This is a genomic window from Amycolatopsis keratiniphila subsp. keratiniphila (genome assembly GCF_001620365.2).
GTDB classification, from domain to species: Bacteria; Actinomycetota; Actinomycetes; order Mycobacteriales; family Pseudonocardiaceae; genus Amycolatopsis; species Amycolatopsis keratiniphila.
Genome location: NZ_LQMT02000042.1, coordinates 323,948 through 344,153, shown reverse-complemented (window position 1 = coordinate 344,153; position 20,206 = coordinate 323,948). Strand labels below are relative to the sequence as shown.

The 20,206-nt window shown below is 68.9% G+C and carries 17 protein-coding genes; 5 read left to right on the top strand and 12 right to left on the bottom strand.

All coding sequences use genetic code 11. The features are described 5' to 3' along the window. Window positions 1–182 precede the first annotated feature (182 nt). From AVR91_RS39785 to typA, 5 genes are all read right to left on the bottom strand, one after another. On the bottom strand, window positions 183–1,115 hold the full coding sequence (locus AVR91_RS39785) for an ABC transporter permease (RefSeq protein WP_143254252.1): 933 nt from the start codon (window positions 1,113–1,115) through the stop codon (window positions 183–185). After that, window positions 1,108–2,124, bottom strand: a complete 1,017-nt coding sequence (locus AVR91_RS39780) for an ABC transporter permease (RefSeq protein WP_063277670.1) — start codon at window positions 2,122–2,124, stop codon at window positions 1,108–1,110. Before AVR91_RS39780 ends, AVR91_RS39785 begins: the two co-directional genes overlap by 8 nt. A 183-nt stretch (window positions 2,125–2,307) precedes the next feature. Then, complete coding sequence (locus AVR91_RS39775) at window positions 2,308–4,113, bottom strand: ABC transporter family substrate-binding protein (protein ID WP_063277569.1); 1,806 nt, start codon at window positions 4,111–4,113, stop codon at window positions 2,308–2,310. A gap of 287 nt (window positions 4,114–4,400) precedes the next feature. Then, window positions 4,401–6,110, bottom strand: coding sequence for an ABC transporter family substrate-binding protein (locus tag AVR91_RS39770; RefSeq protein ID WP_063277570.1), 1,710 nt, complete (start codon window positions 6,108–6,110; stop codon window positions 4,401–4,403). Window positions 6,111–6,919: 809 nt separating this feature from the next. Beyond that, window positions 6,920–8,842: a translational GTPase TypA gene (gene typA / locus AVR91_RS39760; protein ID WP_016337122.1), complete on the bottom strand. Its 1,923-nt coding sequence runs from the start codon at window positions 8,840–8,842 to the stop codon at window positions 6,920–6,922. Window positions 8,843–9,037: 195 nt separating this feature from the next. Between typA and AVR91_RS43465 the strand changes: the two genes are divergently transcribed. Beyond that, window positions 9,038–9,196, top strand: a complete 159-nt coding sequence (locus AVR91_RS43465; protein ID WP_170064585.1) for a hypothetical protein — start codon at window positions 9,038–9,040, stop codon at window positions 9,194–9,196. 7 nt (window positions 9,197–9,203) lie between these two features. Here the strand turns inward: AVR91_RS43465 and AVR91_RS39755 are convergent, their stop codons facing one another. Continuing rightward, window positions 9,204–9,503, bottom strand: coding sequence for a YciI family protein (locus tag AVR91_RS39755; protein WP_016337123.1), 300 nt, complete (start codon window positions 9,501–9,503; stop codon window positions 9,204–9,206). A 278-nt stretch (window positions 9,504–9,781) separates the two neighbouring features. Between AVR91_RS39755 and trpS the strand changes: the two genes are divergently transcribed. Further along, on the top strand, window positions 9,782–10,747 hold the full coding sequence (gene trpS, locus AVR91_RS39750) for a tryptophan--tRNA ligase (protein ID WP_063277571.1): 966 nt from the start codon (window positions 9,782–9,784) through the stop codon (window positions 10,745–10,747). A 48-nt stretch (window positions 10,748–10,795) separates the two neighbouring features. Here the strand turns inward: trpS and AVR91_RS39745 are convergent, their stop codons facing one another. Genes AVR91_RS39745 through AVR91_RS39735 form a run of 3 tightly spaced genes read right to left on the bottom strand, consistent with a single transcriptional unit; the run spans window position 10,796 to window position 13,248 of the window. After that, the gene (locus AVR91_RS39745) at window positions 10,796–11,185 is read right to left on the bottom strand and encodes a (deoxy)nucleoside triphosphate pyrophosphohydrolase (RefSeq protein ID WP_063277572.1); all 390 of its coding nucleotides are present in this window, start codon (window positions 11,183–11,185) and stop codon (window positions 10,796–10,798) included. Window positions 11,186–11,194: 9 nt separating this feature from the next. Then, window positions 11,195–12,523 (bottom strand): ATP-binding protein, encoded by a 1,329-nt coding sequence (locus AVR91_RS39740; protein ID WP_063277573.1) that lies wholly within the window; start codon window positions 12,521–12,523, stop codon window positions 11,195–11,197. Then, window positions 12,520–13,248 carry a response regulator transcription factor gene (locus AVR91_RS39735; RefSeq protein ID WP_063277574.1) on the bottom strand — a complete coding sequence of 243 codons (729 nt, stop codon included), beginning with the start codon at window positions 13,246–13,248 and terminating at the stop codon, window positions 12,520–12,522. The genes AVR91_RS39740 and AVR91_RS39735 overlap by 4 nt, the downstream gene beginning before the upstream one ends. A gap of 144 nt (window positions 13,249–13,392) precedes the next feature. Between AVR91_RS39735 and AVR91_RS39730 the strand changes: the two genes are divergently transcribed. From AVR91_RS39730 to AVR91_RS39720, 3 genes are read left to right on the top strand one after another with little or no spacing between them, the layout of a single operon-like run. After that, entirely contained in the window at window positions 13,393–14,478 is a 1,086-nt protein-coding gene (locus AVR91_RS39730) for a LolA family protein (RefSeq protein ID WP_016337129.1), read from the top strand. After that, window positions 14,475–15,470: an ABC transporter ATP-binding protein gene (locus AVR91_RS39725; protein ID WP_063277575.1), complete on the top strand. Its 996-nt coding sequence runs from the start codon at window positions 14,475–14,477 to the stop codon at window positions 15,468–15,470. The genes AVR91_RS39730 and AVR91_RS39725 overlap by 4 nt, the downstream gene beginning before the upstream one ends. Next, window positions 15,467–16,345: an ABC transporter permease gene (locus AVR91_RS39720; protein ID WP_063277576.1), complete on the top strand. Its 879-nt coding sequence runs from the start codon at window positions 15,467–15,469 to the stop codon at window positions 16,343–16,345. Before AVR91_RS39725 ends, AVR91_RS39720 begins: the two co-directional genes overlap by 4 nt. Window positions 16,346–16,412: 67 nt before the next feature. On the opposite strand, the gene AVR91_RS39715 is transcribed toward AVR91_RS39720, so the two are convergent. The 3 genes from AVR91_RS39715 to AVR91_RS39705 form a co-directional block, all read right to left on the bottom strand. Further along, window positions 16,413–17,516 carry a serine hydrolase domain-containing protein gene (locus AVR91_RS39715; protein ID WP_063277577.1) on the bottom strand — a complete coding sequence of 368 codons (1,104 nt, stop codon included), beginning with the start codon at window positions 17,514–17,516 and terminating at the stop codon, window positions 16,413–16,415. 81 nt (window positions 17,517–17,597) lie between these two features. Further along, a complete protein-coding gene (locus AVR91_RS39710; RefSeq protein WP_063277578.1) occupies window positions 17,598–18,614 on the bottom strand; it encodes an ABC transporter ATP-binding protein in 1,017 nt (338 codons plus the stop codon). Next, window positions 18,614–20,191, bottom strand: coding sequence for an ABC transporter permease (locus AVR91_RS39705; protein ID WP_063277671.1), 1,578 nt, complete (start codon window positions 20,189–20,191; stop codon window positions 18,614–18,616). The genes AVR91_RS39710 and AVR91_RS39705 overlap by 1 nt, the downstream gene beginning before the upstream one ends. Between the last annotated feature and the right edge of the window lie 15 nt (window positions 20,192–20,206).

The window sequence follows — 20,206 nt, the reverse complement described above, 5'->3', positions numbered from 1 at the left end:
CTCGGGCCGCATACGCGAGTTCCGCCTTCAATCACGCGAGTTACGCCTCTGATCACGCGAGTTACGGCTTCAATCACGCGAATGCCGCTTCCAGACACGCGAGTACCGCCTCCCGTGCCCCAAGCGCGTGAAGGCCCCTTCCCTCGNNCGAGGGAAGGGGCCTTCACGCGCTAAAGAGGGCCTCAGGCCTTCTGACGGCGCTGCCGCGGGTCGAAAGCGTCCCGCAGGCCGTCACCGATGAAGTTGATCGTCAGCGAGATCAGCACCAGCACGATGAACGGGCCGAAGAACAACGCCGGCCGTGCCTGCAGCTGCGCGTAGTTCTCGAGGATGACGCGGCCGAGCGAAGTGTCCGGCAGCTGCACCCCGAGCCCGATGAACGACAGTGCCGCCTCGATCAGCACGGCCTGCGCGATCGCGAGGGTCGCGTTGACCGTGATGAGGCCGACCATGTTCGGCACCAGGTGCTTGAACACGATGTGGAACGTCCCGGCACCGGACGCGCGGGCGGCGTCCACGAACTCGCGCTGGGACAGCGACATCGACTCGGCCCTGGCGATACGGGCGATCGGCATCCAGCCGAAGGCCGCCAGCACCATCGCGACGATGTACCAGGTACCGCCACCGAACACCTTCGCCAGGATGGCGGCGGCGGCGATCTGCGGGACGATCAGGAACAGGTCCGTCACGCGGGAGATCGCCGAGTCGGTGAAGCCACGCAGATACCCCGCCATGGCACCGAAAACGGTGCCGATGGTGGTGGCGACGAGCGACACGATGAGCGCGATCAGCAGCGAGTACTGGGTGCCGCGCAGGATCTGCGACACCATTTCCTTGCCGACCTGCGTCGTCCCGAGCGGATAGTCCGCGCTGGGCTTGGCGAAGGACGGGAAGGAGCTGTCCTCGTAGCTGTGCGGCCAGAAGATCGGCATGATGATGACGGTCAGCACGAGCAGCAGCAGGACGCCGGTGCAGACCATGGCCAGCTTGTGCCGCAGGAACTTGCGCAGGACCAGCTTGCCCTGACTCTGGGGCTCGGGCAGCGCCTCGTCCGGGAGCGTGCCGTCGGCGGACTTGGAGCCTTCCGCCGCGATAAGGGAGTTCAAGTCAGCCAACGCGAATCCTCGGGTCCAGGATGCCGTACATCAGGTCGGCGATCAGGTTGGCGACGATGATGCTGCTGGCGATGAGCACCAGCCACCCCATCATCACCTGCGTATCGCTCTTGGTCACGGCTTCGACGAGCAGCTTGCCCATGCCATTCCAGTTGAACACCGTCTCGGTGATGATCGCGCCCGAGAGCACGGCACCGAAGTTGACGGAGAACAGCGTGGTCACCGGGATGAGCGCGTTACGGAAGGCGTGGCGGAAGATGACCCGGCCGTTGGCGAGTCCCTTCGCACGCGCGGTCCGCACGTAGTCCGCGTTCAGCGTCTCCAGCATCGAAGCGCGCTGGAACCGGCTGTAGGCGGCGAAGCTGATGGCCATGATGGACAGTGTCGGCAGCAGATAAGCGCCGATGTAACTGGCCAGGAATCCGCCTGGACCGTCGAAATTCAGCGATTCCGGACTCGTGGTGCGGATCCAGGGATTACCGAGCACATCGGACAGTCCCAGGTCGCGCACCCAGCCGTTGAACTCGATCGCGTACCGCTTGAGCACGATGGCGACACAGAAGATCGGCATCGAGAACAGCAGGAAGGCCAGCGTGGTGGCGATGTAGTCGATGATCGAGTACTGCTTGACCGCCGCGACCACACCGACGAGGACGCCGAGGACGAGCGCGAGGATCTCGGCACCGACCACGAGCTTCAAGGTGACCTCGAACGCGGCCATGACCTTCGGGAACACCGGGGCCTGCGCGTTGCCCTGTGCGATGGACACGCCCCAGTCGCCGGTGACGAAGTTGCCGAGCCAAGTGAAGTACCGGGGCACGATGCTCTGGTCCAGCCCGAGCTGCGAGGCCATCTGCGCGATGGCTTCCTTGCTCATGGCCGGGTTGCTCTTCATCTCAGCGAGCGGGTCACCGGTGCCGGCGACCATGACGAAACACAGGAAAGTCCCGACCAACAGGACGGGAATCGATATCGCCAGACGGCGAAGAATGTAGATCACCAGGTTCAACGAACTGCTCCTCATCCGGGCCTGGTCGCCGAAGTGCTGGACCGCTGCCCGGTTGTCCACCGTAGTGGCGGTAACCCTACGGTCAACAGCTACTTCCGGCGGGTACGGGGGCCCGGCTTGTGGCCGGGCCCCCGTACCACCAGGATCGCGTAAGCGAGTGGTGAAAAAGCGGGGCGGAAGGCCCTACTTCTTCTGCTCCCACTCACCGACGTTCCACAGGACACCGTTGTACGACTGCATGTAAGTGCGGTCGATGCCCTTGAACGCCCACATGGACGGGGTCTGGAACAGCGGCAGCGTCGCGTACTCGTCCGCGATCGCCTGGTCGGCCTTCTGGTAGTTCTCCAGCTGCACGGCCTCGTCGGTGGCCTTCACGGCCGCCTCGAAGGACGAGTCGATCGTCGGGTTCGACAGGCCCTGGTAGTTCTGGCTGCTGTCGTCGACACGGGTGATGTAGATCGACTTCTGCTCGGCCTTGAACGGAGCGGCGGACCAGCCGAAGAGCGCGGCGTCGTAGTCGCTGGCCGCGAGACGGCCACCCTTCAGGAAGTTGGCGTCCTGGTCGTCCGTGATCTCGATACCGGCGGCCTTGGCCTGCGAGATGATGATCTCGACGGTCTGCTGACGGCGGGTGTTCTGGTTGTGCGAGATCTTGAACGACGCGCGCTGGCCGTTCTTGGCGAAGATGCCGTCGCCACCCTTGACCCAGCCGGCGTCGGTCAGCGTCTTGGCCGCGGCCTCGGCGCCCAGACCGGCCTTGCTGCTGTACAGGTCCTTGAAGCCCTGCTCGCCCGGCATGAACACGATGCTGTTCAGCGGGGTCGCGTCGGCCTGGACCTCCTTCAGCAGCTTGTCGGTGATCTCCTGGCGGTTGACGACCTCGAAGAACGCCTTGCGCAGGTCCTTGTCCTTGAACATGCGCTTGTAGTTGAGGTCGATGTGCTCGAAGGTCAGCTGCGAGGCCGAACCGTAGGTGACACCCTGGGCGGAAAGGCCCTTCATGGTGTTGGCCGCGGTGGCGTCGGGCTGGGTCGAAGCGGCGACGTCGATCTCACCGTTCTGCAGCGCGGTCGCCATGGCCTTGGTGTCCTCCATCGCCTTCACGACGATCTTGGAGGGGCCACCCTTGCCACCGATCCAGTTCGGGTTCTTCTCGAGCGTGACGGCCTTCTGGTTGGCGTCGAACGCGGTGATCTTGTACGGGCCCGAAGCCGGCATGACGTCGGCCTTGAAGCCCTTGAAGCCGTTGGTCCAGAAGTCACCGGCCTTGGTGAGCTGCGCGGCGTCGCTGGTCGGGGTCAGCTTCGTGATGTCGGCGACGCCCGAGTTCTTCTCGACGATGTGCGCGGGCATGATCGCGGTCGAGTTGAACAGACCCTTGTAGTCCAGGTACGGCTCGGTGTACTTGGTCTCGAAGGTCAGGTCGTCCTTGCAGGTCGCCTCGTTGATCAGCTGGTAGCCGGTCGTCGAAGCGGCGAGGAAGGCCTGCTTGCCGTCGGCGGTCTTCGCCTTGCCGGAGTGCGCCAGCCACGACAGGTACATGTCGTCGCAGTCGAACGCTTCGTTGTCCGACCACTTGACGTTCGGCTTGATCTTGTAGACGACGGTCTGCGGCGACTTGGAGGTGACCTCCCAGGAGTCGAACACGTCGTTGTTCAGCAGCACCTTGTTGTTGCCGTCGAGCACATCGGCGCCGGCGAGCACGGCGGTCAGGATGTAGGTGTTGTACGACGTGTTGGTGTCGGGCGTGTCGTTGTTGTAGCCCGAGTACCCGTCGTCGATGCCCACCGTGACGGTGCCTTCGTACCCCGGGGTGTCCGCGAGCTTGAAGTTTTCGCCGTTCTGCGCCTTGCCGGTCGCCATGCTCTTGATATCGGTCGACGACCCGTTCTGGTCGGTACTACCGCTGTCGCCACCGCTGCATGCGCTCAGCACAAGCGCGGAGGCCGCGACCAGCGACCAGGCGGAGACTGCCTTGGACTTCCTCATGAAGTGTGCCCTCCTAGCACTGGGCTCCTGAGATCGGAACAGGACCCCACACCGCTCCGGTGAGATGGCCCGGAGCCTATGACACGCCAAGCGACACTCATTTGGCGCACTGCGGGTGCACGCTAGAAAGGAAATGCACGAACAGTCACCAGTTCCGGGGCGATCGTGACCAAAGGGTAACTTGCGGCTGACAACAAGAAATACACCGGTTACCTTGAGGAATCAGTCCGCCACTCGAACGTGCCGGGAAAGGTCACCCGCCAGGGTCCGGCTCGGACTCGAAACGGCTACTTCGGACCCCTCGTCCAGTTCACCGCCGACCCGAAAGGGCCCACCATAGGAGGACCAGCGGTTACTCCGGAAATACCAGAGCCGATGGCGAGGGTATCGGCCAGCTGGAACAACGGAATGGCAACATTCCGACGCCACAATTCCGGTTCGAGGGCCGAAAGCGCGTCCGCGGCCGGGGTGGCGCCGGTCAGCGCGGCGTCGATCGACGGCTGCAGGGCCGGATCGCAGAAGCCCAGCGGGTTCGCCGGGACGACGGCCTTGGTCTTGTCGGTGAGCTGATCGGGGCGGCAGCCGAAGCTGGACGCCAGCGCCGACGCGACGTCCGCACCGCCGATGACCTGGCCGATCACCGCGATGTCGATGCCGACGTTGCCCGCGCCCTCCGGCGTCGTCTGCTGGATTCCGTTCAGCACCGGCATGGCGAGCAGGGTCGAGAACAGCTCCCTCGGCTGCGGCGCGATCGCGTTGACCTCGATCCCCGCGGCCACCAGTTGCGCCGTCAGTTCCTTGGCGATCGTCGCGTACGGCTCCTGCTTGGCGGGCGACGCGACGACCAGCGAAAGGTTCTTCCCGTTCTTCCGCCAGGTTCCGGCTTCCTTGGTGTATCCGGCGGATTTGAGCAGTTCCTCGCCCTTGGCCGGGTCGGCCGCCGACGGCGGGCCAGGGGCCGGGATCGTCGGCTGGAAACCGGGGGCCGACGGGACGCGGACCTGGGCGTCGGCGCGGAGCTTGTCCGACGGGCCGCCGTCGGTCGCCTCGGCGATCAGCTTGCCGCGGTCGATCAGCGCGGTGACACCTTCGCGCACCTTGGGATCCGACAGCGTCGAACTCACCGGCCGCAGGAGGATCTGCGCGACCGTGGGACGCGCGACCGTGTGCAGCTGGACGGCGGAGCCGAGTTCGCCGAGCCGTTTGAGGCCGGTGCCGTCGGTCCTGGTCATCGCGAACTGGTCGTTGCCGCTGCGCAGCGCGGCCAGTGTGCCCTCCTGATCGGCCGCACGGAGCACGATCCGGTCGAGGGCGGAGGGTTTCTCCCAATAGCGCTCGTTGCGCTCCAGGGTGATCTCTCCGCGCGCGGTGTCGAGGCCCTTGATCGAGTACGGGCCGCCGACGGCCGGGAACGCCGTCGCCAGCGCGCCCTGCCACCCGTTCGGGGCGTCCTTGAGCAGATGGGCGGGCAGGAGGTTGCCGAAGAGCGTCTGCCAGCCCGGGTACGGCTTGGAGAAGGTGACCTCGACCCGCTTGCCGCCTTCGCGCGACTGGATGTCCGAGATCAGCCGGTAGCCGGCGGCGCCGATGACGCCCGGCTGGTCGCGCATCGCCTCGCGGAGGTACGCGAAGTCCTCGGCCGCGATCGGCGCGCTGTCGGACCAGGAGGCGTCCGGGCGGATCGTGTACGCGACCGTGAACGGCTGCTGCGAGACGACCTCGGCGGACTTCATCAGGTTCTTGTCCAGCTCGAAGCTGCCGTCGTCCTTGGGGCGGAACACCGACGGGAGCAGCAGCTGCGAGAGCGCCGACGTCACCTGGGACGCGTCGGCGAGGTTGTGCGGGTTGTAGCCGCCGAGGACGTCGTCGACCCCCACGACGACCTGCGAAGGCGTCTTCGTGGTCGACGTGCTCACCGGGGAGGCCGAAGAGCTGACCACGGGCGGGGGCGGGGTGTTGCTGCAGGCGGCGAGGAGCACCGCCGCGCACGCCAGCATGGGTGCCGCTGTGGTCCGTGACCGCACGCCTGGATCCTCCTGGTTTGTCCCTCGCCCCGTCGCCATAGAGCTATCACGCCGGACATGGCCTCGGCAGCGAGATTCCCATATCGGCCCGGCCGCCGCCCGACCGGATGCCGTCCTCCCCAGGAGGACGTCCGGGAGCCGCCCGGGGTTCCTGCCGCGCCGAGCCTTTTCGGCCACACCCGATCGCGACGCTTCGGCAATCGGTTCCGCAAACCCGGAACATTCCGGAACGCCCGCCGGAATGTTCGCCACCGCACGATTCACGACCGAAACGATCGCGATCGCGAGTCCTATCCGGACGCATTTAGGCTCTTTCGTTTCACGGCGGCCGTGTCCGCATTCCGCCAACCGGCGCGCGCGGCCGCTCCGCCGTCGTTCCGGCGCCTGGCGTTCCGGTGTTGTGAACACCGTCCGAAAAGGGCGATCACTTTCCATCGGAATTGCAGGGAAAGGATCTTTCTTTAACGAAGAACGCTCGATCGAATACGGTGCGTGACCGCATTCCGCGCCGGAAACGCCGAAGGGCGCCTACTCACGGTGAGTGAGCAGACGCCCTTCGGCGCAGGCGTGGCGTGATCCGACGGACGACACACGTGACTGGATGGACGACACACGTGTCCAGCCGGACGGCTCGCGGCAGGCCGGTCGCGTCAACGTGTCGTCCGTCCAATCACACGTGTCGTCCAGCCAGTCACGCGACCGATCGGTACAGGTGGTCGTGAGTGGCGATTCGGGCTAGAACCCGAATCGCCACTCACGACCCACCTCGACCTCCGGCGGACTCAGCCGCGGTTCTTGTTGCGGTTGCGCTCCTTGGCGCGCTGGTTGATGTCCAGCGTGACCTTGCGGACGCGGACGACGTCGGGGGCGACCTCGACGCACTCGTCCACGGCGCAGAACTCCAGCGCCTCTTCCAGGCCCATCTTGCGCGGCCGGGCCAGCGTCTCCATCACGTCACCGGTGGAGGAGCGCATGTTGGTGAGCTTCTTCTCCTTGGTGATGTTGATGTCGAGGTCCTCGGCGCGCGGGTTCTCGCCCACGACCATGCCCTCGTACACCTCGGCGCCCGGCTCGACGAAGAAGGTGCCGCGGTCGGCCAGCTGGATCATCGCGTACGCGGTGATCGGGCCGGAGCGGTCGGCGACCAGGGAACCGGAGTGCCGGGTGCGGATCTCGCCCGCCCACGGCTGGTAGCCCTCGAACACGTGGTTCGCGATACCGGTGCCGCGGGTCTCGGTGAGGAAGTCGGTGCGGAAGCCGATCAGGCCACGCGCCGGGAGGACGTAGTCGAGCTTGATGCGGCCCGAGCCGTGCCCGCCCATGTGCTCCATGCGGCCCTTGCGGGCGGCGAGCAGCTGGGTGATCGCGCCGAGGTGCTCTTCGGGCGAGTCGATCGACAGACGCTCGAACGGCTCGTGCAGTTTGCCGTCGATCATCCGGGTGACCACCTGCGGCTTGCCGACGGTCAGCTCGAAGCCCTCACGGCGCATCTGCTCGACGAGGATGGCCAGCGCCAGCTCGCCACGGCCCTGGACCTCCCAGGTGTCGGGGCGCTCGGTCGGCAGGACGCGGATCGAGACGTTACCGATCAGCTCCTGGTCGAGGCGCGCCTTCACCAGGCGCGCGGTGACCTTGTCGCCGCCGTTGCGGCCGGCCAGCGGCGAGGTGTTGACACCGATGGTCATCGAGATGGCGGGCTCGTCGACGGCGATCCGGGGCAGGGCCTCCGGGTTGTCGACGTCGGCGAGGGTGTCGCCGATGGTGATCTCCGGGATACCGGCGATGGCGACCAGCTCGCCCGCGCTGGCCTCGGTCGCCGGGACGCGGGTGAGCGCCTCCGTGACGAGCAGTTCGGAGATGCGGACGGAGCTGACTTCGCCGTCCTCGCGCATCCACGCGACCGTCTGGCCCTTGCGCAGGCTGCCGGAGTGGATGCGGATCAGCGCGATCCGGCCGAGGAAGTTCGACGCGTCGAGGTTGGTGACCAGCGCGCGCAGCGGGCCCTCGCGGTCGGCGAAGGGCGGCGGCACGTGCCGCAGGAGGGTCTCGAACAGCGGGTCGAGGTTCTCGCTCTCGGGCACCTCGCCGTCGGCGGGCTGCTCGAGGCTCGCCTTGCCGGACCGGGCGGAGGCGAAGACGACCGGGAGGTCGAGGATCGCGTCGAGGTCGGCGTCCTCGATGTCACCGGCAAGGTCGAGCAGGAGGTCGTGGGTCTCCTCGACGACCTCGGAGATCCGCGCGTCGGGCCGGTCGGTCTTGTTGACGACCAGGATCACCGGCAGGCCGGCCTCGAGGGTCTTGCGGAGCACGAACCGGGTCTGCGGGAGCGGGCCCTCGCTGGCGTCGACCAGCAGCACGACACCGTCCACCATGGACAGGCCGCGTTCGACCTCGCCACCGAAGTCGGCGTGACCGGGGGTGTCGATGACGTTGATCGTCACCATGCCCTCGTCGGTCTGGCGCCGGATGGAGGTGTTCTTCGCGAGGATCGTGATGCCCTTTTCCCGCTCGAGCTCCCCGGAGTCCATCACGCGGTCGACGAGTTCGGCGCGCTCCTCGAAGGCGCCGGACTGCCGGAGCATCGCGTCGACGAGGGTCGTCTTGCCGTGGTCGACGTGTGCGACGATGGCGACGTTGCGCAGGTCGGGCCGGGTCTTGCCGGACGAGCGGCCGGCATCGACTGCGGTGGCGCTGGCTGCGGGCACGCGAAGGCTCCAAAGGTTTCAAGTTCGGGTGTGGTGCCCGCGCTCGCGCGTTCGAGACACGCCCGGCCGACTTTGGCCTTACGCGGACCAAACCAGGATACCTGTAGCCCGACTGTGAGCAGCCCCACGCCCCCAGATCGGTTAGGCTCACCTAACGTGTAGAGGTCGCCGACACCGGTCGGAGAAGGAGCGCGCGTGGGCAAGAAACAGTCCGACGACCCGCACAAGCTCGTGCGCAAATGGATGAAGTCCGGCAAGGTCAAGAAGAAATGCTGCCGGTCGAAGTCGCGGTGCGGCAAATGCCCCGTTCTCGCACTGAAAAAGGCGAAAACGAAGATCGCGAAGGCCGCTTAGAAGATCGTCAGTGCACCACCGCCTCGTTGATCGCCCGCAGTTCCGGCGCGGTCCGGGTCGGCGAGAACTCGATCACCTCGTAGCTCGCCATGTGCTTGACCGAGAAGGGGTCGGTCGCGAGGATCGCGTCCAGCTTTCCCCTGGCCATGGGCTTGGTGATGATGACGCCGCCGATGCGCGGGTTGCGCCTGCCGGAGGCGAGGAAATTGCCGTGTTCGTACTGCTTGGTCAGCCAGTCGGCGTGATCAGGGAGCACGTAGTCGATTTCTTCGATGGGCGCGGTGTAGGTCAGCAGGACGACAAACATGAGTTGAAGGTAGACCCGGATCGCCAATATGACGGACGTACTGCCCCGGCTGATATGAAGTGTTGACGCCGCGTGCCCGGAATGAGTGATCCGCCCCGGCTTTCCGGGCTGCGGTACGATCATCGGCATGCGCGCGCAGAACGCCCAGTGGTGGCCGCCCTCCGGCGGCCCCGAAGTCCTGCGCTGAACCAGACGAGCGCACCACCAGGCCGCCCCACCGGGCGGCCTTTTTCGTGCCCGGACCATGGGGCGGCCCGAATCCGGAAGGAAGAAGGCAGATGATCAGGTTGTCCGGGATCACCCCGTCCGGCCACGTCCACGTCGGGAACCACCTGGGGGCCATCCGGCGCTGGGCCGACGAGGGCGGGCCGGACGACCTGTACTTCGTCTCCGACCTGCACGCCATGACGAACTCGCACAATCCGGCGAAACTGCGCTCGATGGCGTCGGAGCAGCTGGCCGTGCTGATCGCGGCCGGGATCGAGCCGGACCGCGTGTTCGTGCAATCCGACATCGCCCGCGAGCTGGGCGCCCTCAACTGGGTCCTGGAGTGCACCTGCAACTACGGCGAGGCCGCCAGGATGATCCAGTTCAAGGAGAAGTCGAAGGGCCGCGCCGGTGTCCGGCTATCCCTGCTGACCTATCCGGTGCTGATGGCGGCCGACATCCTGCTGCAGGGCGCGGACGAGGTCCCGGTCGGCGAGGACCAGCGGCAGCACGTCGAGCTGGCGAGAACGCTGGCGAAGCGGTTCAACACCACCTACGGCGACGTGTTCACCATGCCGAAGGCGGTGCTGCCGCCCGCCGGCGCGCGGGTCATGGACCTCGCCGAGCCGACGCGGAAGATGTCGAAGTCGACGAAGGAAGAGGCCGGGGTGATCTTCGTCCTCGACGAACCCGACCAGGTCCGCCGGAAGGTCAAGCGCGCGAAGACCGACGGCGGGTCGAAGCCCGCCTACGCGCCGGAAACCCGGCCGGGGATGGCGAACCTGCTGGACATCCTCGCGGCTTGTACCCGCGAGAAGCCCGAGGTCCTCGCGGACCGGTTCGACTCCTACGGCCAGGTGAAGGAGGCCGTCGCCGAGGCGCTCATCGAGGAGCTGAGGCCGGTCCGGGAGCGCGCCCTGTCGCTGCTGGCCGACCCCGGTGAGCTGGACCGGGTCCGCAAGGCGGGTGCCGTCCGGGCGGCGGAACGGGGTGAGCACCGGCTCCAGTCGGCGCTGCGGCTCATCGGCGCCGGCTGAAGTCCGTGAAGGCCTCCTTCCCTACTTTGAGGGTAGGGAAGGAGGCCTTCACGGACTTGTGAGCAGGGCGTGCAGGGCGGGCAGGAGGATCCGGTCGGCGGGCAGCCAGTCGAGGTCGTCGAGTTCGCGTGCGGAGATCCACCGGACGTCCTTGTGCTCGACCGCCCGCGGCTCGTCCCCCGCGCTGACCAGCGAAGCGGCGTAGATCCGCAGCACCTTCCCCTTCGGCAGCGGCACGTCTTCGCCGACGCGGGCCGCGACCGTCACGGCGACGTCCAGTTCTTCCAGGCATTCCCTCGCCAACGCGGCCTCGTCGCTTTCACCGTCCTCGACCCGCCCGCCCGGCAGTTCCCATTGCCCGGCGTGGTCGGCGGGCCAAGCCCGCTGCTGCGCCAGCAACTGTCCGTCCCGCACGATGGCGGCGCCCACGATCACCACGCGCACACCCTACTGACCGCGCGCCGCCTGCCAGACGACCTGGAAACGAGCCCCGCCGTCGGGGGATTCGCCGACGCGCACCCGGCCTCCCCTGCGCCGGACGGCTTCCGCGACCATCGCCAGGCCCAGCCCGGTGCCGCCGGAGGACCGCGCCCGCGAGTCGGACGCGCGGTAGAAGCGGTCGAAGACCCGTTCCCGGTGCTCCGGCGCGATGCCCGGCCCGTCGTCGTCGACCACCACCCGCACGGTGGACCGCGCAGCGAGCACCGACACCACGATCTCGGTCCGCGCGTACCGGCAGGCGTTGCGCAGCAGATTGCTCAGCACCAGCTCGACCTCGGCGTGCGTGGCCAGCGCCCACGCCGTGCCGACCGTGCCACTCACCCGGATATCGGGAGCGCCGGCGGGCATCCGCGCGACCGCGGCCCGCACCTCGCTCACCAGCTCGACCGGTTCCGCGGGCGGGACCTCCCCCGCGTCCGACCTCGCCAGCGCCAGCAGCCCGTCGAGCAGCGCGGAAAGCCGTTCCGCCTCCTCCAGGATGTCGGAAAGCGTCTCCTGCGAAAGGTCGGGATCGGGATTGGCGACGGCGACCTCGGCCTGCACGCGGATCGACGCGACCGGTGAGCGGAGTTCGTGCGCGGCGTCCCCGGTGAACCGGCGGAGCCGGTCGGCGCCCTCCTCCTGCCGCGCCAGCAACGCGTTGAACTCCTCGGCCAGCGCGCGGAGTTCGTCGTGCGAATCCGGGAGCGGCAGCCGCGCGCCCGGCGGGAGCGCCCGCACCGATCCGCGCATCCGCGCCACCGGTCGCAGGGCGAACCGCACCAGCAGCCACGTCGCGATCCCCGCGCCCACCGCGCCGACGGACGCGACCACGAACAGCCACAACCCGCCGGAGTGCACGGCGGTCGCGAAGCCGACCAGGCCCGCACCCGCGACGACCAGGCGTTGCTGCCCGTCGGGCGCGGTGACGACGGTGCCCGCCCAGCGCCAGCTGTGCTCGCCGCCGGTCGTGACCGATTCGCCCGCCTTCAGCGCGCGGACGTCCGTGGGCCCGAGGTTCGACGGCGGCAGGCCGTCCACCGGGCCGCCCGCGGTGTCGAGGACGCGGACGGTGACCGCCGACCCCGAGGGTGTCCGCCCTGCCGAGACGTCGGCCTTCGCGGTCTCCAGCTGAGCGCTCAGTTCGTCGTCGACCGAGCCGATGAGCAGCGGTTGCAGGTTGTCCCCGGCGACCGCCGCCAGCCCGAGCAGGAAGCCCAGCGTGACCGTGGCCGCGAGCAGGGTGATCCGGACCTGGAGCGATCGGCGGCGCCACCAAGACGGCGAGCCGATCACCCCTGTCCCGCCGGGGCGATCACTTCGTCGAGCTGCGGATCCGAGGCCAGGTATCCGTGCCCGCGCACGGTCCTGACCAGTGCGCCCGCGCCGACCGCGTCGAGTTTGCGGCGCACGTAGCCGACGTAGACCTCGACGACGTTGCGGGTCGCGGCCTGTTCGTCGCCCCAGACGGCGCGCAGCAGTTCGTCCTTGGTGACGACCGTTCCGGCCCGGCCCGCCAGCACCTCCAGCAGCGCGAACTCGCGCGGGCTGAACGCCACGTCGACGCCGTCGTAGCGGACCTGCCGCAGGCTCCGGTCGACTTCGAGCGCGCCGATGCGCAGCGGCCCGCGGGTCCCGTCCGGCGACGCCCGCCGCAGCACCGCGCGCACCTGCGCGACCAGTACGACGAACGAGAACGGCTTCACGAGGTAGCCGTCGGCGCCGAGATCGAGGCCGTCGGCCTGGTCGACCTCGCCGTCCTTCGCCGAGATCATCAGCACCGGCGTGGTGACGCCGAGTGCGCGCAGCCGTTCGAGCACGCGGTAGCCGGAAAGCCCCGGAAGCATGATGTCGAGCAGGACGACGTCGAAGGAGCCCGTCTGCGCGAGCCGCAGGCCGCTGGGCCCGTCGGCCGCCGTGACCACGTCCATGTCCTCGGCGCGCAGCCCCCGCTGCAACGCCTTGCGCACGCCGGGTTCGTCGTCGACCACCAGTACTCGAGGTTTCACGCCCTTCATCATTCACGCTTTCACCAGCTCACGCGCGACCTCTCAGCGCCATCTCAGCCGGGGAGGCGGAGTCTGAGTGGTATCTCAGCGTTTCCGGGGAAGCGTTGTCGCCAAGACCCGAGCACACTGGGGTTCGGGGAAACAGGGAGAGACAGCATGGATCCGAAGAGGAAGGCCATCACCGCGGCGGTGGTGGGTACGGCGCTCGGGGTCGGCGGCCTCGCCGTCGTCGCGATGCCGGCCACCGCGGGCGACGCGCCCGTCCTGCCGCAGATCAGCGCCGAAGAGCTGGTGCAGTCGACGCTCAACGCGAAGCCGTCGGCGTTCGACGGGAAGGTCAAGGTCAGCAACGACCTCGGCCTGCCGCAGGTCGGCAGCACCCTGCCCGGGGTCTCGGCGCTCGACGTCGACTCGGCGCAGATCTCCACCGACGGCGCGGGCAAGAGCAAGGTTTCGCTCACCGAGGGCTCCAGCCAGCAGACCATCGTCCGGAACGGCCAGACCGTCTGGGAGTACAGCTCCAAGGACAACTCGGCCACCAAAGTGACCATCCCGGACGGGCTGGCCAAGGAGCACCAGGAGAAGAGCAAGGACGTCGACCCGGCCACGGTGGCGTCGGAACTGCTCGGCAAGGTGCGCGAGAGCAGCACGATCGCCGTCAGCGGGACGGCCTCGGTGGCGAACCGGTCCGCGTACGAACTGGTGCTGACCCCGAAGCCGACCGAGCGGACGCTCCTGCGCGAGATCCGCGTCGCGATCGACGACCAGACCCGGCTTCCGCTGCGGGTCACGGTGCTGGCCAATGGCACCTCGTCCCCGGCACTCGAGGTCTCGTTCAGCGAGATCAACTTCGCGGCCCAGCCCGCGTCGAACTTCGAGTTCACCCCGCCGAAGGGCGCGAAGGTGACCGAGAAGACCGCCGAGGTCGACCCGAAGAACCGTGAGCTGGCCGAGCAGGCGAAGTCCGACCTCAAGGTCGTCGGCGACGGCTGGGACACCGCGATCACGGGCAAGATCCCGGCCGACGCGCTGGCCAAGGCAGGCCAGGCCAAGGACGAGGAAGGCCGCCAGGTCGACCCGAAGGCGCTGCTTTCGCGGTTCGCCAAGCCGGTCAGCGGTGCCTGGGGCAGCGGCTGGCTGGTGACCACCAAGGTCGGCAGCGGCGTGCTGACCGACGACGGCCGCTACGCCGTCGGCGCGGTGCCGGAGCAGGTCCTCTTCGAGGCTTTGGCCGCGAAGTGACCACCACTTTCGAAGCCGGGACGGACGCCTCCCAGGAGGCGTCCGCTCCGGCGGTACCCATGGCGGCCCGCACCAGGGGCCTGCGCAAGGTCTACGGCCGCACGGTGGCCGTGGACCACGTCGATCTCGACGTTCCCGAAGGCGCCGTGCTGGGGATGCTCGGCCCCAACGGTTCGGGCAAGACGACGACCATCCGGATGCTGCTCGGTCTCGTGCGGCCCACCGAGGGCGAGGTCGAACTCTTCGGCAAGAAGATGCCCGACGAGGCGGCGCACGCACTGCCCGACGTCGGCGCGCTCGTCGAAGGACCGGGTTTCCACCCTTTTCTCTCGGGGCGCGAGAACCTGCTGCGCGTGGCCGCGGCCGAGCCGAGGCTGGCCTCGGCCGGGATCCCCGCGGCGGTCGACGCGGCGCTTGAGCGCGTCGGCCTGACCGACGCCGCCACCCGGCGCTACAAGGGGTACTCGCTGGGGATGAAGCAGCGGATGGGGCTGGCGAGCGCGCTGCTCGTGCCGCGGCGGATGGTCGTGCTCGACGAGCCGACCAACGGGCTCGACCCGGCGGGCACCAGGGAGATCCGCCGGATCATCGCCGAACTGCACGCCGACGGCGTCACCGTGCTGGTGTCGTCGCATCTGCTGGCCGAGGTCGAGGCCACCTGCACGCACGTCGCGGTGCTCCAGTCCGGGAACGTGATCGCCCAGGGCGAGCTCTCGGAACTGCTGGAGTCGGGGAACGCGGCGTTGCTGGTGCGGACGCCGGACGCCGAACTCGCGGTGGAGACGTTGCGGGAGAACAGGATCGGCAGCAGGCTCACCCCGGACGGCGTCCGCGTGGACCTGACCGCCGCCGAGGCCCCCGACGTGCTGCGTCATCTGGTGACGGCCGGGGTGGCCGTGCACGAGGCGGCGCGCGCGCGGACCGGCCTGGAGGACCTGTTCGCCCGGCTGACCCAGCCGGAGTCCACTGTAGACGGTGAGGGGGAGTCGTGACCCACGCTCTGGCCGCGGCACCCGCGGCGAGGACCGGCCGGGACAGCATCGGCCTGCTCAGGCTGTATCGCGCCGAACTGCGCTGGATCTTCCGGCGGCCCCGCACGCTGGCCGTACTGGGCCTGCTCGCGCTGATCCCGGTCGTGATCGGGGTCGCGCTGACACTGGTCGACCCGGCGGAAGCGAACGGCGGCAACGGCGGCGGGGACGGCGCGCTGCTCGCCTCCGCGATGAACAACGGGTTCATCCTGCCGGTCGCGGCGCTGACCATGACGCTGGCGCTGCTCCTGCCGCTCGCTTCGGCGATGGCCGGGGCGGACGCGATCGCCGGCGAGGCTGCGCACGGCACGCTGCGGGGCTGGCTGATCGCGCCGGTCGGGCGGGGCAAGCTGCTCGCGATCAAGGCCTTCGGCGTCGCGACGGTGTCGGTGGTCGCGGTGCTGGCGATGACGTTCACCGGTTTCGTGACCGGGCTGATCATCAGCGGCACCGACTCGATGTTCACCCTCACCGGTTCGACGCTGAGCGTGTGGGACGCACTCGGCAGGCTGCTGGTGGTGGCGCTGTGGATCACCCTGCAGTTGTGGGCGGTCGGCGCGGTCGCGCTCGCGATCTCGTCGTTCACCGAGCATCCGATGCTGGTGGTCGCCTCGGTGCTGGCGGGGACCATCGTGTTCACCATCCTCGGTTTCCTGGACGCGGTCTCGTGGCTGCATCCGTTCCTGCTCAACAAGGATTGGGCGCAGGCGCCGGCCGCGGTGCTGATGGACCCGCTGGACATGTCGATGCTCGGCGAGGGTGCGCTGCGGGCCGCCTGCTACATCGTCATCGGGCTCTCGATCGCCTACTCGCGCCTGACCACCCGGGACGGCTGACCCCTCGCGTTTCGTCCTCTGAATGCGGTACTTGCACGCGCGACTACCGCATTCAGAGGACTAATCGCTAGCAGAAGACCGCCGTCGCCATCGAGACCACCGCTTCGGTGGACGGGTCCCGCTCGTGCGGGTTGAGGGACAGGGTCAGCGACTTGCCCTTCCCGTCGGTGAAGGCGACGGTGAGGTAGCCGATCAGCTGTCCCGTGTGCCCCCACACCGGCTTCGGGCCGGTCCCGCAAGGGATCGCGAACTCCTGCAAGCCCAGGCCGTAGCGGAACAGTGGAACCGCTTCCCGCATCCGCCGCATCTCCGTGAGGCTCGCCCGGCTCGTCAGCCTGCCGTCGAGGAGCGCGGTCACGAAGGTGGTCAGGTCGCGCGTGGTGGAGACCATCTCACCGGCCGCCCAGTCCAGTGAGGGATCCATTTCGGTGGCGTCCACGATCGACGGAGGGGTCGTGGGCACCGGTTCATAGCCGCGGGCGTGCGGAACGGGCAACGAGGAGCGGTGGCCTGGCACGCTGGTGTGCGTGAGGTGGAGCGGACGCAGGATCCGCCGCGTCACCTCCTCGCCGTACGGGCGTCCGGTCAGCTTCTCGATCAGCAGACCGGCGACGACGTAGTTGGTGTTCGAGTAATGCCAGGACTCGCCCGGGTTCTCGAAGTCCGGGCCTTCCGCGAAAGCCACCTTCAGCAGTTGCGATGGCGTGTAGTCGTCGAAGCGGGCGTCGGCGCGCCAGCGATTGGTCGAGTATCCGGGTTCACTCATGTAGTCGTGCAGGCCGCTGGTGTGCTGCAGGACGTACCGGACGGTGACGCGGCCGCCGTCGGGCACGACACCGGGCAGGTGGCGCTCGATCGGATCGTCGAGTGCCAGCCGCCCCTCGTCGGCCAGCTGCATGACGACGGTGGCCGCGAAGGTCTTGGTGACACTCCCGATCCGGAAGTGACCGCCGGCGACGGCAGGCGCGCCGGAGGCCAGGTCACGCACGCCCACCGCGTCCGACCACTGGCGGGTGCCGTTGCGGACGTGGACCAGCCCGGCGGTGATGTCGCGGCCGTCGGCGAGAGCGGTGAGCCTGCCGTGCAACTCGGCGACCGGGATGTCCGGCGTGGCCGGTGCGGCCGCCGGTCCGACCGCGAGAACGAAGGACAAGATCGTCTTCAGGAGCATGGGAACGACGGTATGGCGGGCGAGCCCGGCGGACCCTGCGGAAAACCGCAGGTTTGGGCACGGACTACCGCATTCAGAGGACTAAACGCGTAGCTGGGCGACACCGTCGGGATCCAGAGCGAGCCGCACGGTGTCACCGGGACGCAGATCGGCGGTGACCGGCGCGACGGCGTCCACAGTGGACAGATCGCCGCCGGGAGCGACCACGAGCCGGACGTGCTCCCGTCGATGTACGACGGCGACGACCTCGCCTTCGACGCCGTCGAGAGCCACGCGGAGCCCGTGCGGCCGCAGTCCCAGCCGCACCGCGCCGTCCTCGACGTCGGGCAGCGCGACCTCGCCGAGCGGCGTCCGCACCACACCGCCGGAAGCCTCCCCGTCGACGAACGTGGTCACGCCGAGGAACCGCGCCACACCCTCGTCCACCGGCTGCCGCCAGACGCGGCGCACCGCGCCCTCCTGCCGGATCTCGCCGTCTTCGAGCACGGCGACGCGGTCGGCGAGGGTGAACGCCTCCTCCTGATCGTGCGTGACCAGCAGCGCGGTGATCTTGCTGCGCCGCAACAGGGCCGCGAGGTCGATCGCCAGCTGTTCCCGCAACCCGGCGTCCAAACCGGACAGTGGTTCGTCCAGCAGCAGCAACCGCGGCTCCGGCGCCAGCGCGCGGGCCAGTGCCACGCGCTGCGCCTGCCCGCCGGACAGCTCGGTCACCCTCCGCCGCTCGTAGCCGACGAGCCCGACCAGTTCCAGCAGCGCACGGACGCGGTCGGCGTGCTCGGCGCGCGGGACGTCGTGCATCCGCAGGCCGAACGCGATGTTCGAGGCGACGTCCTTGTGCGGGAACAGCTGCCCGTCCTGGAAGACCAGCCCGAACTCCCGCCGGTGCACCGGGACACCGGCGAGGTCTTCGCCGTCCCACCGCACGGTGCCCGACGTCAGCGGCTCCAGCCCGGTGATCGCCCGCAGCAGCGTCGACTTCCCCGAACCCGACGGTCCGAGCAGCGCCAGCACCTCGCCGTCGGCGATGTCCAGCCGGGCGTCCTTCACCGCCGCGAAGGATCCATAGTGGACGGTCAGATCCCGTACCGACAGCGACACTAGAACTCCCCTACCGAATTCTGCCCGCGGACCGCGCCGAACCGGTCGATCAGCACCACCGCCACCACGGTCACGATCATGAGCAGCGCACAGGCCGCGTAGGCCATCTGGTTGTTCAGCTCCCCCGGCCGCGAGATCAGCGTCGCGACGGCGACCGGCAGCGTCGGCGCGTCCGGCCTGGCCAGGAAGCTCGTCGCGCCGAACTCGCCGAGCGCGACCACGTACCCGAACCCGGCCGCCGCGACCAGCGAACGCGCCGTCAGCGGGAGATCGATCTCGCGCCATACCCGGCCGGGGCTCGCGCCGAGCGTCGACGCGGCCTGTCGCAGCCGGACGTCGACCGACCGCAGGACCGGCAGCACCATCCGCACGATCAGCGGGATGATCACCAGCGCCTGCGCGAGCGGCACCAGCAGCGGCGACGTCCGCAGGTCGCCCGGCAGCGCGTCGAGCGTGACGAGATAGCCGAAACCCACGGTCACCGCGGACACCCCCAGCGGCAGCATCAGCGCGGCGTCCATCGTCTCACCCATGCCCCGCGCCAGCCTGCCGGGCGTACGGCGCAGCGCCACCAGCACGACCGAGGCCAGCACGCCGACGATCATCGCGAGCATCGTCGCGTCGAACGCCGTCCGCAGCGACATCGACGCCGCGTCCCAGCCCGAGACCTGGAGCGCGTTACGCGAACCGTGCCCGGCGAGCGCCTCGTAGCCCGCGAGGCTCCAACCATCCGAAGTGGACACGGACTCGACCAGCAGCGCCACGATCGGCGTCATCAGGAGCGCGATCACCGCGAGCCCGGCGGCCACGGCCCACCACTCGCCGCCCCTCGGCCTCCGCGCGGTCTCGCTCCGCGAACGCAGCCGCACGGCGTTCTCCCGGCGCCGTCTCGCCAGCGCCCCGACGACGAGCGCGGCGACGACGGCGGCGAACTGCACCAGCGACAACGCGGCCGCGCCGGAGAGGTCGAGCAGTTCGACCGTGCGCAGGTAGATCTCGGTCTCCAGGGTGCGGTACTTCGCTCCGCCGAGGATGAGCACGACGCCGAAGCTGGTGGCACAGAACAGGAAGACCACCGCGGCCGAGGACGCGATGGCAGGCGCGAGCGCGGGCAGCGTCACCGAACGGAAGGCACGCCACGGCGACGCGCCGAGCGCGCGGGCCGCGTCCACGGTGCGCGGATCGAGATGGCTCCACAGGCCGGAAACCGTGCGCGCGACGACCGCGACGTTGAAGAAGGCGTTGGCCAGCACCAGCGGCAGCAGGCCGCCGTCGGGCCAGAGTGCGCGGAAGGCCAGGCCGACCACGACGGTCGGCAGCACGAACGGCACCAGCACGAGTGTCCGGACCAGCGAGACCCCCGGCAGCCGCACCCGCGCGAGCAGGAACGCCACCGGCAGCCCCGCCAGCACCGCGACGATCGTCGAAACCCCGGCGCTGGCGACGGTGAACCCGGCGAGTTTCCAGGTCAGCGGGTCGCCGATGGCCGTGCCGACGCCGCCGGAGCCGAAGCCCCGGCCGACGATCGCCGCGACCGGCCAGGCGAAGAACACCACGAGGAAACCGAGCGGCGGCACGGCGAGGGCGGCCAG

Excerpts from the sequence above, each read along its gene's own strand:
- AVR91_RS39770 (WP_063277570.1), bottom strand. The coding sequence starts at position 6,110 with ATGCTGGCGTGCGCGGCGGTGCTCCTCGCCGCCTGCAGCAACACCCCG.
- AVR91_RS39775 (WP_063277569.1), bottom strand. The coding sequence starts at position 4,113 with ATGAGGAAGTCCAAGGCAGTCTCCGCCTGGTCGCTGGTCGCGGCCTCC.
- AVR91_RS39715 (WP_063277577.1), bottom strand. The coding sequence starts at position 17,516 with ATGCTCCTGAAGACGATCTTGTCCTTCGTTCTCGCGGTCGGACCGGCG.
- AVR91_RS39730 (WP_016337129.1), top strand. The coding sequence starts at position 13,393 with ATGGATCCGAAGAGGAAGGCCATCACCGCGGCGGTGGTGGGTACGGCG.
- trpS (WP_063277571.1), top strand. The coding sequence starts at position 9,782 with ATGATCAGGTTGTCCGGGATCACCCCGTCCGGCCACGTCCACGTCGGG.
- AVR91_RS39735 (WP_063277574.1), bottom strand. The coding sequence starts at position 13,248 with ATGATGAAGGGCGTGAAACCTCGAGTACTGGTGGTCGACGACGAACCC.
- AVR91_RS39755 (WP_016337123.1), bottom strand. The coding sequence starts at position 9,503 with ATGTTTGTCGTCCTGCTGACCTACACCGCGCCCATCGAAGAAATCGAC.